At 35.5% G+C, this 13,820-nt stretch carries 12 protein-coding genes; 3 read left to right on the forward strand and 9 right to left on the reverse strand.

Translation table 11 applies throughout. The features are described from left to right. The first annotated feature begins 43 nt into the window (after positions 1 to 43). Entirely contained in the window at positions 44 to 433 is a 390-nt protein-coding gene (locus BLT04_RS09950; RefSeq protein ID WP_089755661.1) for a winged helix-turn-helix transcriptional regulator, read from the forward strand. A gap of 21 nt (positions 434 to 454) precedes the next feature. Here the strand turns inward: BLT04_RS09950 and BLT04_RS09955 are convergent, their stop codons facing one another. Then, complete coding sequence (locus BLT04_RS09955; protein WP_089755662.1) at positions 455 to 1,384, reverse strand: restriction endonuclease; 930 nt, start codon at positions 1,382 to 1,384, stop codon at positions 455 to 457. A 5-nt stretch (positions 1,385 to 1,389) separates the two neighbouring features. Then, a complete protein-coding gene (locus BLT04_RS09960; RefSeq protein WP_089755663.1) occupies positions 1,390 to 3,822 on the reverse strand; it encodes an alpha-ketoacid dehydrogenase subunit alpha/beta in 2,433 nt (810 codons plus the stop codon). A gap of 138 nt (positions 3,823 to 3,960) precedes the next feature. Here BLT04_RS09960 and BLT04_RS09965 point away from each other — a divergent pair, with 138 nt between their 5' ends. Next, positions 3,961 to 4,254 (forward strand): hypothetical protein, encoded by a 294-nt coding sequence (locus BLT04_RS09965; RefSeq protein ID WP_089755664.1) that lies wholly within the window; start codon positions 3,961 to 3,963, stop codon positions 4,252 to 4,254. Position 4,255: 1 nt separating this feature from the next. Here BLT04_RS09965 and BLT04_RS09970 read toward each other — a convergent pair whose 3' ends face one another. From BLT04_RS09970 to queA, 5 genes are all read right to left on the reverse strand, one after another. After that, positions 4,256 to 5,233 carry a polyprenyl synthetase family protein gene (locus BLT04_RS09970; protein ID WP_089756407.1) on the reverse strand — a complete coding sequence of 326 codons (978 nt, stop codon included), beginning with the start codon at positions 5,231 to 5,233 and terminating at the stop codon, positions 4,256 to 4,258. A 69-nt stretch (positions 5,234 to 5,302) separates the two neighbouring features. Further along, positions 5,303 to 6,181: a hypothetical protein gene (locus tag BLT04_RS09975; protein WP_089755665.1), complete on the reverse strand. Its 879-nt coding sequence runs from the start codon at positions 6,179 to 6,181 to the stop codon at positions 5,303 to 5,305. Between the two features lie 376 nt (positions 6,182 to 6,557). Then, positions 6,558 to 7,490: a sterol desaturase family protein gene (locus BLT04_RS09980; RefSeq protein ID WP_089755666.1), complete on the reverse strand. Its 933-nt coding sequence runs from the start codon at positions 7,488 to 7,490 to the stop codon at positions 6,558 to 6,560. Positions 7,491 to 7,564: 74 nt separating this feature from the next. Further along, entirely contained in the window at positions 7,565 to 8,599 is a 1,035-nt protein-coding gene (gene rlmN / locus BLT04_RS09985) for a dual-specificity RNA methyltransferase RlmN (RefSeq protein ID WP_089755667.1), read from the reverse strand. Between the two features lie 144 nt (positions 8,600 to 8,743). After that, complete coding sequence (queA, locus tag BLT04_RS09990) at positions 8,744 to 9,793, reverse strand: tRNA preQ1(34) S-adenosylmethionine ribosyltransferase-isomerase QueA (RefSeq protein ID WP_089755668.1); 1,050 nt, start codon at positions 9,791 to 9,793, stop codon at positions 8,744 to 8,746. Between the two features lie 300 nt (positions 9,794 to 10,093). On the opposite strand from queA, the gene BLT04_RS09995 reads away from it, so the two are divergent. Further along, on the forward strand, positions 10,094 to 11,167 hold the full coding sequence (locus BLT04_RS09995; RefSeq protein WP_228421936.1) for a serine hydrolase domain-containing protein: 1,074 nt from the start codon (positions 10,094 to 10,096) through the stop codon (positions 11,165 to 11,167). A gap of 3 nt (positions 11,168 to 11,170) precedes the next feature. Here the strand turns inward: BLT04_RS09995 and BLT04_RS10000 are convergent, their stop codons facing one another. Then, a complete protein-coding gene (locus tag BLT04_RS10000) occupies positions 11,171 to 11,668 on the reverse strand; it encodes a DNA-deoxyinosine glycosylase (RefSeq protein WP_089755669.1) in 498 nt (165 codons plus the stop codon). Positions 11,669 to 11,777: 109 nt separating this feature from the next. Further along, positions 11,778 to 13,772 carry a S9 family peptidase gene (locus BLT04_RS10005; RefSeq protein WP_089755670.1) on the reverse strand — a complete coding sequence of 665 codons (1,995 nt, stop codon included), beginning with the start codon at positions 13,770 to 13,772 and terminating at the stop codon, positions 11,778 to 11,780. Positions 13,773 to 13,820: the final 48 nt, after the last annotated feature.

Here is a 13,820-nt window from a genome sequence, read left to right on the forward strand (position 1 = left end):
AGTAACATAAAGGTAACAATTCTTCATCAATAAACGTATTCACATGAAAAAGAACGAGTTAATGCAATACAGCTGTCCTTTAGGCAAGGCAATGTCTGCCTTAGGAAGCAAATGGAAACCAATCATTGTACTGGTAATCAAAGACCGAAAACTACGTTTTGGAGAGCTTGCCGTGCGTATTCATGTGATTTCAAGAAAAGTTTTAACCGATCAATTGCGTGAAATGGAAGCCGATGGTTTGGTGATCAGAGAGGAGTTTAAAGAAATCCCGCCAAGAGTTGAATATTCATTGACAGAAAAGGGATTGGCGCTGCTTCCTATTTTGTATCAATTGGAAGAATGGGAAACGAAATATCATGTTTATGATCCTGAGAAAGAGAAGGATTGTAAAACTCTTTTAGAACAAAAGAATGTTAAAAAGGCTGTTGTTTAACAGCCTTATCTTATTAAAATATTATTCATTACTTCCTAGAAAATAAATTGGATGTAACGGTAGTCTATTTTTGTCCTCATCTTCCATTTTAATATAAAACTCTTGCCATAATTCAATAAAATTATTAATATCTAATAACTTAATATGTCTATGACTCTCTCTGGCAGATCGTTCAGATTCAGAAGTAAATGCCCCCGAAGTTACAAACAAACCAATATCTCCATCTTTATTTAACAATCCAGTCAAACTTCTAATATCATCAACTGGAACAGAAGAATCTGGTCTATGTTTAACTTGGACTTTCAATCTTGGCGTAGTAGCTCCGAGTGGATCATTATAAGCAATAATATCTAAGCCTCCATCTTTTCCTTTTGGTGAAATAAATGGTGTATGATAACCCATTGCTCTTAAAAGGGCAGCAACCATATCTTGAAATTCATAAGCATTTTTACTCCTAATATAATCTTTTATACCAGCAATAGCCTGTTCTTCAAGCAAATCCAAATTTGCCTTTTGGCTTTGAGTTTTATTTTCTTCAAGTTCAAAAGGTTCATCTTCAACCTCTTTATTTTTTAAGCTTTTATTATCTTTTTTATCAGCAGCCCAAGTCCTATAAAGTTTAGAGGCTGTTTCTAACATTTTGGCAGGTCCAAAATTTATAGCCTTTTCACCTTCTTCTGTAAGATACCAAATTCCTTTATTTTTTAATAAAAATCCAGCTTTTATTGCATCTATAGTATAAAAGTGTAAAATAGATTCCCAGCGAACATAGCCTGTTTTTTCATAGACTTCCTTTTCCCAATTCGTTAAATTATTCTTCTCTCTTATTTTATCAATTACCTGTTTTCCAAGTAACTGGCCTCCTTCTTGTTTAAGAATCTCAAAAGCAGTAAATAAATTTTTAGCCGCTGATTGTTTAGAAGGAGCGAGTTTGTCTAATTCTTTATTCATTCCAATTAAAATATCGCTGGATATTTCATAGGGTTTGTTTCATTAAATAAAGCATAAATTCTTTCAACCATATCATCTGTAGACGGCTTGCTAAAATAATCTCCATCACTTGCATACGCTGGTCTGTGATCATTCGCAGCGATCGTCAACGGATCAGAATCTAAATATCTGAATGCTTTTTGCTTCTCTAAAATCTGCTGCAAAATAAACGCTGAAGTTCCACCTTCCACATCTTCGTCAATCACAACTAATCTGTTGGTTCTCTTCACGCTATCAGCAATTTCGTTTGTTAAATCAAAAGGAATTAATGACTGAACATCAATTACTTCCGCAGAAATCCCTAATTTTTCCAGTTCTTCCGCTGCATCCATTACAATTCTCCAAGTCGAACCATACGTTACCAACGTAACATCTTTACCTTCTTTTGTAACTTCAATTTTTCCGACAGGAACAGTGAATTCACCCAAATTATCCGGTTGTTTTTCTTTTAATCTGTATCCGTTCAGACATTCAACAATTACCGCTGGATCGTCACTTTGAAGCATGGTGTTGTAGAATCCGGCAGCTTTCGTTAAGTTTCTCGGTACCAATACCAAAATCCCTTTTGAAAGATTCAGAATTCCCGCCATCGGAGAACCTGAATGCCAAACTCCTTCCAATCTGTGACCTCTCGTTCTGATGATTACAGGCGCTTTCTGACCACCTTTTGTTCTGTACTGAACGGTCGCCAAATCATCACTCATTCCCTGTAAACAATACAAAATATAGTCTAAATACTGGATTTCAGCGATCGGTCTCAAACCTCTCATCGCCATTCCGATACCCTGACCCAAAATTGTAGCTTCACGGATTCCAGTATCAGCAACACGAACTTCGCCGTATTTTTCCTGCATTCCTTCCAATCCCTGGTTTACGTCACCGATATTTCCGGCATCTTCACCAAAGACCAAAGTTTCAGGGTATTTTTCGAATATTTTATCGAAATTATTTCTTACCACCACTCTTCCGTCCACATCTTCGGAACTGTCGGAATAGATGGGTTTTACTTCTTTTACATTCTCAGCTTTCCACTGAGACTGGGAATATAAATGAGAAGAATAATTGTCTTTTTCTACCTCAAAAATCTCGTTGTATTTCTGCATCAACTGGTTTCTTTCTGCAGAATTTGTTCCTCTTGTCGCTAATAAAGATTTTCTTACCAAATGGAAAACATCTTTCTTAGCTTTTGAAACTAATTTATTGAATTGATTGATATAATTTTCAATTTCAGCATTTTGTCCTTTCAGATTTTCAACTAAAGGTAAAACTGAATGAATTAAATCCGTAATCGTTTTCTGATAATTTTCCCAGGCCGTTTTTTGTCCTGCCTTTACAGTTCTTTTTGCTTCTTCATCAATCGCGTCTAATTCTTCATTTGCGGCAATGATCTGTTCTTTACCGTCAATTTCGATTGAATAATTCAAAATCCATTCTCTGAATTTCACCAATCCGTCAAACTGCGCTTCCCAAGCCAGACGATCTTCATTTTTATATCTTTCGTGCGATCCTGAAGTTGAATGACCTTGCGGCTGTGTCACTTCAATTACATGAACCACTACAGGAACACTTTCCATTCTTGCAAAATGCTCTGCTCTGGCATAAGCATCTAATAATGAGGCATAATCCCAAGCTTTTACCTGGATAATTTCACAACCCTGGAATTCACCTTCTTTTCTTTGAAAACCACTTAACATTTCAGCAATATCAGCTTTTGCTCTCTGTTTCATCGTAGGAACAGAAATCCCGTACCCGTCATCCCAGATCGAAACAATCATCGGAACCTGAAGCGCACAAGCCGCGTTCAAGGTTTCCCAGAAATGGCCTTCTGCTGTAGAAGCATCCCCGATCGTCCCAAAAGCGATTTCGTTACCTTCTTTTGAGAACTTCTCTGATCCGTCAAATTTTACTGATTTATATATTTTTGAAGCCTGAGCCAATCCCAATAATCTTGGCATTTGTCCTGCTGTAGGAGAAATATCAGAAGAAATATTTTTCTGAGCTGTTAAATCTTTCCAGCTTCCGTCTTCATTTAAGCTTCTTGTAGCGAAGTGCCCGTTCATCTGTCTTCCGGCTGATGCAGGCTCTCTTTCAACACTTGTATCTGCGTAAAGCTGTGCAAAAAAGCTCTCAACAGTTAAAGCATTTACGGCCAATGCAAAAGTCTGATCCCTGTAATATCCTGAACGGAAGTCTCCATTTTTGAAAACTTTCGCCATTGCTAACTGAGGAAGCTCTTTACCATCCCCAAAAATCCCGAACTTAGCTTTTCCCGTAAGAACTTCTCTTCTGCCCAGATAAGACATTTCACGAGAAATCCTGCCTAACTTATAATCTTCAAGTATCTGATTCTTAAAATCTTGAAAGGAAATTTGCTGTGTTTCAATATAGGTTGTTTGCATAGCCAAATATAAAAATTTTTAATTTTCCAAGTATTTTGCTAATATACAATTTTTAAATTAATTTTAATTTTTATTAATCTTTTTTAAAAATTTGATAATAAGGAAAATAGTGATTTATTTTAAATAAATTTGTAAGCTATGGAAAAAAAATCAGGTCATATATTGAATGCATCCAGTAATCTTTTAGGGTTTTCATTGCTGATTATTACCTCTTTAAAGATCACAAAAATTAGTGGCAATACGCATTTAGACGAGTTTGCGGGAGTAGCGTGCATATTTTTTGCGTGCAGCTGTTTCTTTTCATTTTTAGCGATAAGATCGAAGAGTGAAAAGCGTGAAACAAGATTTGAAACTATTGCGGATTATTTATTTTTAATCGCCTTATTTTGTATTGTATTAGCTGTTATTATTGTAACGGTGAGGATTATTTAATTTAAAATTTTCGCTCAATTACGTAATCCAGCATAGTTTTTAAAGATCTTTTCACTTCGGAGTCGGGAAATTCATCAAGAATATCTTTCGCTTTCTGCTGAAAATCTTTCATGACCTTAATTGCATAATCAAGTCCTCCCGAGCTTTTAACGAAAGCTATTAACTCTTTTACTCTTTTTTGATCGTTATTGTAACGCTTAATCGTATTAAAATAATATTTTCTGTCTTTTTCGCTGGCAATTTTCAAGGTATGAATCAAAGGGAGCGTCATTTTTTGCTCTTTAATATCAATTCCGACAGGTTTCCCGATCACATTTGAGCTTAAATAATCAAATAAATCATCTTTAATCTGAAAAGCCATTCCTGTAAATGTCCCGAAATTCATCATTTTTTTCGCCAATTCTTCATCAGCATTATTTGATAAAACCCCGATTTCACAACATGCAGCAATTAAGGTAGCGGTTTTCTGACGGATAATTTCATAATAAACATCTTCCGTAATATCTAATTTTCTGGCTTTTTCCAGTTGAAGAAGCTCACCTTCAGACATTTCACGGATCGTTCTTGAAATTACACCCAGTAAATCGTAATCCTTATGATCGGTTGACAGTAAAACTGATTTTGACAACAGATAATCTCCTACCAAAACCGCAATTTTATTCTTCCATAAAGCATTAATAGAGAAAAAATTTCGTCGTTTAAAACTTTCATCCACCACATCATCATGCACCAGTGTCGCCGTATGAATCAGCTCTATCATGGAAGCCCCGCGATAAGTTTTTTCATTAACATCACCGATCAGCTTGGCACAAAGGAAGACGAACATCGGGCGCATCTGCTTGCCTTTGGTGGTAACGATGAAACGAGTGACTTTATCTAATAAAGGTACTTTACTTTGCATTGATTCATAAAACTTCTGCTCGAAAAGTTTCATTTCTTCATTGATCGGTCGCTTGATTTCTTCTACAGTGTTCGCCACAATCTTCGAATGATGGATAAAATTATAATTATCACAAAGATAATTTTTTTCAGTCAATTTTAAGAGAAATTAATCTTTGAGTTTATCTTTTGCAATAAAATAAAGTCCAGGCTTTGTCGTTCCCAACGGAGAATGGAATTTTTCACCGGAAATATAAATTCCTGTTTCATCAACGGCAATACCCTCAATTTGCCCTATGGATAAAGCACTTCCCAGATAATAATGTTTAGGTTTTTCTGTAAAAAACACCCCTGTTTCTGTTTCATTAAAAATATCTAAAAACACTTCTGTTTTCTTTGTATAGCCAATTAAATAAAGTTTTTTATCAAAATAAGCAGCATCCGTCACGACAAAACCCGTTTTATAGGATTCCAGTTTTTCGGCTTTCTGCTTTTGTGAAATTTTTGGGTCAATCAGGTAATGAGAAGTTGATTTCGCGCTCCATTCTTTGGTGAAAATGTGCAGTTTTCCGTTTAAATAAATCATCGCTTCAGCATCAAAATCCGTTTCTAAATTTTTTGGAACAAATTCCTGTTGTTCGGGATATTCAAAGGAAATTAATGTAACAGAATCGTTTTTTAATGAATTATTTTCAAAGGCAATTTTATAGATTTCCAAATCTTTTCTGGTTCCTCCGTTATTTCCAAAATCTCCAATGTAGAAATTGTTTCCGTCGTTTGTTAAGGCTTCCCAGTCTTTATTTTTAGCATTGATTTTTATTGTGTTTAGAGTTTGTCCGGTTTTTTTATCAATTTCAAAAAGTTCGGGAGCATTTCCGCTGTCGTTGAAAGTATATAATTTTCCATTTAAGATATTTAAGCCCGAAGTTTCCTGAATCTTATCATTTAAATCAGCAATTCTAAATTTTTTGATCTTAAGAAAAGCTGTTTGCTGAGAAAATGAGAATGTGGAAATTATGGTTGTTATTATCAGGAAAAGTTTTTTCATGGAGTAAAAATATTTATTTAAATACAAATTGCACAAATATTTTCACGGATAATCACGAATTTATGTGTTTAGCTTTTCATTCTGACGAAGGAAGAATCTCAACCTCAATCATAAAAGTTTAATAATTCAGCAATGACAAAGCAAGTATTTTCATTTAATTCTTTGATTTTTAAGTTTTGGCTAAAGCCTCTTACTACATTCATTAAAAAAGCGGGCTAAAGCCCGCTCCTATTGATATTAATATTGATTTTATGAAGCTATTGAAGTGAAAATTTGTGCTTAAACTTATAACATAAAATGCTTTGTAGAGATTCTTCCTTCGTCAGAATGACAAACTTTACGGTAAAGCAATTCGTTATGAGATTGTGTTTAAGAATCAAGCCGATTTTTTCTGTTTCAGCTTTCTAGCCTGTCTTTCCAAATGCTCTTTTTGATATTGTCTCACCGTTTTTCCGTTTCCGTCATGACGCCAACCCGGTGAATTAAAAAGGTAATTGATTCTGTCTGAAAATTTTAAATCGGGTTGTTTAATATCCTTCCATATTTTTCTCCATTCATACAAAAGAACTGTATCAGGTTTGTTGTCGGGCATTTTTGGGTAAATTCCATACTTTACGGGAACATTGGGATCTTCTTTTTCAAAAGTTCCGAAAATTTTATCCCAAATAATAAGGCACATTCCCATATTTCTGTCGAGATATTTAATATTACAACCATGATGAACACGGTGATGAGAAGGCGTTACCAAAATATATTCTAAAATTCCCATACTTTTTACGGTCTGTGTATGAACCCAGGTTCCGTAAACTTGACCAATTGCATAAACGACCATAATATGCCAGGGATTAAAGCCTAAAAAAGCCAACGGCGAGAAATACAAATATCTGTAAAGCGGCTGTAAAACCGGGCTTCTGAAACCTGTTGTCAAATTAAAATATTCCGAGTTATGGTGTGTAATATGCACCGCCCAAAACGCTCTGGAATGATGATCGACATAATGCAGAACGTAATACGCAAAATCTGTAATCACAAAACAGATCAGCCAATACCAAATCGTGAAATCCCATGAAAAAACGCAATGATTGTAGAAGAAAAACATGACTCCCATTGCAAAAACCTTCATAAGAAGATCAAGCCCGAAATTCATCAATGCTAAATAAATACTTGTTGCGACATCTTTTCCATTGTATAATTTATCCTCAGAAACATGGCTGTAAATCATTTCTGCTAAAATAACCGTAGCGTGAACAGGGATTGCCCAGGCATAGACGCTCTCCAATCCGTCTTCGTTTAAAAAGTAATCCATCATAGCTTACTAGTTTTACACAAAGTTAGGATTTTAAGAAATCTTTAAGAATTATTTTTGAATTTTTTAAGGAAAATTTAATCTGCGTTTTTATTGGCCAGCTGACCGCAAGCCGCATCAATATCTCCACCTCTGCTTTTACGGATCATTACGGTAATTCCTGCATTTTCAAGCTGACGAACGTAGTTTTCTTCCGCCTGTTTGTTGCATTGATCATATTTTCCGTCACCGATCGGGTTGTATTGAATTAAATTAACTTTAGAAGGAACCTGCTTGCAGTATTTAATCAAAGCCTTAATATCCTCATCTCCATCATTAATCCCTTTCCAGACGCAGTATTCAAAAGTGATCACTGATCCTGTTTTTTTATACCAATGCTGAAGCGCTTCCATAATATCTGTCAAAGGAAATTTATCGGAAAACGGCATAATCTCGTTACGTTTTGACTCAATTGCGGAGTGAAGCGACAGTGCCAGTTTCACGCGCAGGTCATCATCTGCCAACATTTTAATCATCTTCGGAATTCCTGATGTAGAAACGGTAATTCTTCTTGGAGACATTCCCAAACCTTCCGGCTGGGTGATTTTTCGGATGGCTTCCACTACGTTTTTGTAATTCATCATCGGCTCTCCCATTCCCATAAAAACGATGTTGGTAAGCGGTCTGTTGAAGTACATTTTGCTTTGGCTGTCAATTAAGGCAACCTGATCCACGATCTCGGCAACTTCAAGATTTCTCATTCTTTTCAGCCTTGCCGTTGCGCAGAATTCGCAGTTTAATGAGCATCCGACCTGTGAAGAAACACAAGCCGTAGTTCTTGTTTCTGTAGGAATTAATACAGATTCTACCAATAAACCGTCGTGAAGCTTCACTCCGTTTTTGATCGTTCCGTCTGTACTTTTTTGAAGAAGATCAACAGAAACGGGATTGATCGTATATTCTTCAGAAATTCTGTCACGAAGCTGTTTTGAAAGATTCGTCATTTCATCAATCGAGTGGAGATTTTTACTCCACAACCAATCATAGACCTGCTTCGCACGAAACGGCTTTTCGCCCAAAGACGTAAAATAATCTTTAAGCTGGTCCAGTGATAAAGTACGGATATCTTTCATAATATTAAAGAGCCAAGTTAAAAGTAAAAATTAAAAAGTTTTTAAAGTTTGGTATTATTAACAAAAGTTCTTGTAAGTAAATCATTTTGTTTCATCTTAACCTGTACTTTTTACTTTTAACTTGGCTCTTTTTACTTATTTTAATTATAAAATTAACATTGCATCTCCGTAAGAGTAGAATTTATATTTTTCTTTTACGGCTTCCTCATAAGCGTGCATTACGAATTCTCTTCCTGCAAACGCTGCAATCATCATTAATAATGTAGATTTCGGCGTGTGGAAATTCGTGATCATTGTATTGGCAACTCCAAAATCGTGAGGGGGATAAATGAATTTATTCGTCCAACCGTTAAAAGCAGAAATTTTTCTGTTTGAAGAAACAGATGTTTCAATGGCTCTCATCGTTGTTGTCCCTACCGCACAGACTTTTCTGTTTTCCTGTACAGCTTTATTGATGATTTCGGCATTTTTTTCATCGATGATGATCTCTTCAGACTCCATTTTGTGCTTAGAAAGATCTTCCACTTCGATCGGGTTGAAGGTTCCTAATCCTACGTGAAGGGTAACTTCCGCAAAATCAATTCCTTTAATCTCCAATCTCTTCATCAAATGTCTTGAAAAGTGAAGACCGGCAGTGGGCGCTGCTACAGCTCCTTCCACTTTAGCGTAAATGGTCTGGTATCTTTCAGCATCTTCAGGCTCAACTTCTCTTTTGATATATTTCGGAAGCGGAGTTTCTCCCAATTCCTTTAATTTAGATCTGAATTCTTCGTAAGAACCATCAAATAAGAATCTCAACGTTCTGCCTCTTGAAGTTGTGTTGTCGATAACTTCAGCCACTAAAGATTCGTCCTCAGTGAAGAATAATTTGTTACCAATTCTGATTTTTCTCGCAGGATCTACCAAAACGTCCCAAACACGGGTTTCCTTATCAAGTTCTCTTAAAAGGAAAACTTCAATTTTTGCGCCTGTTTTTTCTTTATTTCCGTAAAGACGTGCAGGGAAAACTTTAGTATTGTTAAAAATAAACAAATCGTGCTCATCAAAATAATCAACAACGTCTTTAAATAATTTGTGCTCGATAGTTTGTGTTTTTCTATCAAGTACCATTAATCTGGCTTCGTCTCTGTGTTCTGATGGGTGTTCTGCCAATAATTCCGCAGGAAGATCAAAATTAAAATCGGATGTTTTCATTTTTTAAATTACGGTTTAAAAATTTTATTAAAAATTACGAGATGTAATTTTCGGAGTGCAAATATACGACATTCAACACCCCTTTGTCAAGGATTAATTTCAAATGACATGAAAAACCGTATTATCAGGGTAATTTTCGAAGCAAAAAAAGTTTATTAATGAAAACATTGAAGAAAAATAACCACGAGCAAACATTCAATTGAGACTTTTGTAATTATTTATAATTAATTTAAATCAAATGAATTAATAATTAATTATTTTTACCATGAAAGCAATTCAATTTGTTAAAAATAGACATCCATGAAAAATTTCTTGACAATGCTCTTATTAATCATCATTAATTCAGCATATTCACAACTGCAAAAAGTCGAAAAAGTGATTGATTCATGTGTAAAAAAAGACAATTTCAATGGCTCTGTATTATTAGCAAAAAACGGCAATATTGAATTGCTTACTTACAAAGGTTTATCTAACAGACATTATAATATTAATTTCTCAGACGAAACAAGATTTCATATTTTTTCTCTTACAAAAACTTTCACGGCAGTTCTTATCATGCAGCTGTATGAAAAAGGAAAAATTAATTTAGATGCTACAATTTCCACTTACTATCCTGAATATAAAGGTGAAGCGGCCAAAAAAGCAACCATAAGAAACCTGCTTACGTACAGCAGCGGAAGATTTAATAAAGACATCAGCTCGCCGGAGCTTATTCATCAGGCCTACGACAACACCATTTGGAATCTGGATGATTTTATCAAAACATTTTTATCTGAAAAGCTCGTCAGCAAGCCAGGAACAAAATTCGAGTACAACAACGGTGATTACATACTTTTAGGAAAAATCATTGAAAAAATCTACCACAAATCTTTCGAAGAAGTTTTAAAAGACCAGATTTTAATTCCTTTAAAAATGTCTGACACCGGATTTCTGCATCATAACGATATTATTAAAAATCTCGACGAAGGCTATACCGCAGATGAATCTGATCCTTTCGACCTTCATATGCCGACCAATACGTATATCGACAATCTTTACTGCGCCGGAGCAATGTATTCAACGCCTAAAGATCTTTTGACATTTGACCAGGCAATATTTAATCATACTTTAATTAAAAAAGCAACTTTGGACACGATGCTTACGCCTTATAAAGAACTTGGTGACACAGCGTTCAGCTTTTGGGTGTATCCTAAAAAATTCGGTTCTGTAAATACCTTGTTTGCAGAGCGTCAGGGCGAAGGCTATGGGCACAGCGCCAATTGGGTACATTTGGTCGATAAAAATGTTTCTCTGATTATTTTATCCAATACTAAAGATATTAAATACCTTAATAAAATGCGGGAAAAGGTGATTTCGGCTTATTATGGACAATAATTTTTAAGCTAAATCAATAAATTCAAGAATTTTTCTCCAGTCATGCAATTTTCTTTCAAACGAAATTGTGTGAAGCGGACTCGTAGAAGGCAACAGAAACACAGGAATTTTATAATTCTTTCCTAAAATTTTCTGCAGATTTTTATACGATTTTCCGCCATTGCAGAAAATAGCTTTAATATTTGGATATATTTCTAATAATTCTTCAATCTGATTGGCTTCTTCATTTTTAATTTCAGAATCGAGACTGCCTTTTCTTTCGCAGGAATCGATGACATCCCAGATTGCGATATGATTTTTCTTTACAATATTGATTCGTTCTGTATAATCTTCTGTAAATTTTTCATGAAACAATTCGAAAATAATTGTCCAGAATTTGTTTTGCGGATGGGCATAATATTGTTGTTTTTCTAAAGATTTTACACCCGGAATTGATCCTAAAATTAAAATTTCAGAATCATTATCAATAATTGGCGGAAATGAGGAAATTCTGTTTTGCATGATTCAAATATATAAATTTTGGCTAAAGCCACACTTCTTTAAAACAAAAAGCGGGCTAAAGCCCGCTCCTGCTGATATTTCATGAATATCAATTATTTTTAATCTTTAATTATAAAGTTTCTTTCAACCAATCAAAAAATTCTCTTTGCCAAACCAGACCGTTTTGCGGATGAAGAACCCAGTGATTTTCGTTAGGGAAATAGACTAATTTTGTCTTTAAACCTCTCAGTTTTGCAGCCTGAAATGCTTCCTGACCCTGTTCGTAAGGCACGCGGAAATCAATTCCGCCCTGAACGATCATGATTGGCTTGTTCCATTTATCGACAAAATTACTTGGGTTAAATTCTGTGTACGCTTTTGGAAGCGGCTTTTCCCAAGGAGAACCAAGATCCCAATTCGCAAACCAAAGTTCTTCTGTTGTCAGATACCAGGATTTCATGTCAAATAAACCATCGTGAGCGATAAAAGTTTTGAATCTGTTTTCATGAATTCCAGCCAGCATATATACGCTGTAACCTCCGTAACTTGCTCCTACAGCCGCGACTCTGTCTCCGTCAACGTAGGATAAAGTTTTCGCAAAATCCGTTGCCGCCAGATAATCTCTCATCGGTTGCCCGCCCCAGTCTTTAGAAATTTCTTCGTTCCATTTTGTTCCCCAACCCGGCATTCCGCGACGGTTTGGAGCAACAACAATGTATCCGTTAGCTGCCATTAAAGCAAAACTCCATCTTGTGCTAAAGAATTGTGTTAAAGCAGATTGCGGACCTCCCTGGCAATATACCAAAGTCGGATATTTTTTATTCGGGTCAAAGTTTGGCGGATAATGGAACCATACGCCCATTTCTTTCCCATCCGAAGTTTTTACCATTTTTAATTCAGATTTTCCTTGCGATAATTTAGAATATATGTCTTTATTAGCTTCGGTAACCTGCTTCATTTCTCCGTTTTTAAGGTTTACTGAGAAAATATCTGTTGCATGATTGATGTCTGTTCTTCCAACTAAAAGAGAACTTTTCTGATCAGCAAAAATTTCATTTACATCAAAATCACCTCTTGTAATCTGCTGAACTTTAGCATTTTTAGGATCTAAAGAAAATAATTGTTTTGTTCCTTTACAAGCTGCTGTAAAGTAAATTGTTTTAGAATCGCCGCCCCAGAAAACATCCCCGGAAACGCTTTCGTCCCAACCGCTTGTAAGGTTCGAGATCTTTCCTGATTTCCAGTCCAGGATTTTAATATCGTTTTTATCAGCTTCATAGCCATCTCTAGCCATACTTTGCCAGATTAGAGACTTGCCGTCCGGACTGAATTTCGGGTTTACGTCGTATCCTTTGTTTGTTTCAGTTACGTTTTTCGTTGTTCCGGAAGCTAAATCGTAAGCAAAAATATCTGTATTTGTGCTTGTAGCATATTCTTTACCGCTTTTTGGTTTTGTAACGTATAAAAGTTGTGCAGAATCAGGGCTCCAGATGAAATCTTCTGCTCCACCGAAAGGTCTTTGAGGCGAATCCCACATTTTTCCTTCCAATAAATCTTTGGCGGAATCTACTTTTTCTGAAGTATTTACCACAAAAACATGGTTGTATTTTCCTTCATTAAAGTAATCCCAATGTCTGTGATTAAGGTCTGTATAAACTTGTGCAGTTGTTTTCGGAGTATCGGAATATTTATCTTTCCCCATTACTTTTTCCACTAAAACCTGCTTGCTGAAGGCGATTTTTTTTCCGTCCGGAGAAATTACGACATTGTCTGCTTCCCCGATCGTATAAAATTCTGTCCAGGTTTTTCCGCTGTCTTTTGAAAGGTAAATTTTATCTCCTTCCTGAGCGTAAATTCCGTTTTTATCCCATTGGATCAGGGCTTTTTTACCGAAATCTATTTTTGTGGACTGATTATTAAGAACGTTTAGGAAATAGTTCTCACTTTTTGTTTTTTCTGTTTTCAGATCTACCTGTCCTACTTTATAAATAATCGAAGACTGATCCGGTGAAACTGCCTGTACTCCTACTTTTTTCAAAGTCCAAAGAATCTCAGGCGTCATTACTTGTTGTGCGTTCATTAAAAGCGGAGCTGCCAAAGCCAGCAGACTGTACTTAAGTTTCATATGTTTTAATTCAAAGATTGCCAAAGTTAATATTTAAGTTTTATTTTT

It is taken from the genome of Chryseobacterium soldanellicola (genome assembly GCF_900100115.1).
Classification (GTDB): Bacteria; Bacteroidota; Bacteroidia; order Flavobacteriales; family Weeksellaceae; genus Chryseobacterium; species Chryseobacterium soldanellicola.

Excerpts from the sequence above, each read along its gene's own strand:
- BLT04_RS09950 (WP_089755661.1), top strand. The coding sequence starts at position 44 with ATGAAAAAGAACGAGTTAATGCAATACAGCTGTCCTTTAGGCAAGGCA.
- BLT04_RS09955 (WP_089755662.1), bottom strand. The coding sequence starts at position 1,384 with ATGAATAAAGAATTAGACAAACTCGCTCCTTCTAAACAATCAGCGGCT.
- BLT04_RS09960 (WP_089755663.1), bottom strand. The coding sequence starts at position 3,822 with ATGCAAACAACCTATATTGAAACACAGCAAATTTCCTTTCAAGATTTT.
- BLT04_RS09965 (WP_089755664.1), top strand. The coding sequence starts at position 3,961 with ATGGAAAAAAAATCAGGTCATATATTGAATGCATCCAGTAATCTTTTA.
- BLT04_RS09975 (WP_089755665.1), bottom strand. The coding sequence starts at position 6,181 with ATGAAAAAACTTTTCCTGATAATAACAACCATAATTTCCACATTCTCA.
- BLT04_RS09980 (WP_089755666.1), bottom strand. The coding sequence starts at position 7,490 with ATGATGGATTACTTTTTAAACGAAGACGGATTGGAGAGCGTCTATGCC.
- rlmN (WP_089755667.1), bottom strand. The coding sequence starts at position 8,599 with ATGAAAGATATCCGTACTTTATCACTGGACCAGCTTAAAGATTATTTT.
- queA (WP_089755668.1), bottom strand. The coding sequence starts at position 9,793 with ATGAAAACATCCGATTTTAATTTTGATCTTCCTGCGGAATTATTGGCA.
- BLT04_RS09995 (WP_228421936.1), top strand. The coding sequence starts at position 10,094 with ATGAAAAATTTCTTGACAATGCTCTTATTAATCATCATTAATTCAGCA.
- BLT04_RS10000 (WP_089755669.1), bottom strand. The coding sequence starts at position 11,668 with ATGCAAAACAGAATTTCCTCATTTCCGCCAATTATTGATAATGATTCT.
- BLT04_RS10005 (WP_089755670.1), bottom strand. The coding sequence starts at position 13,772 with ATGAAACTTAAGTACAGTCTGCTGGCTTTGGCAGCTCCGCTTTTAATG.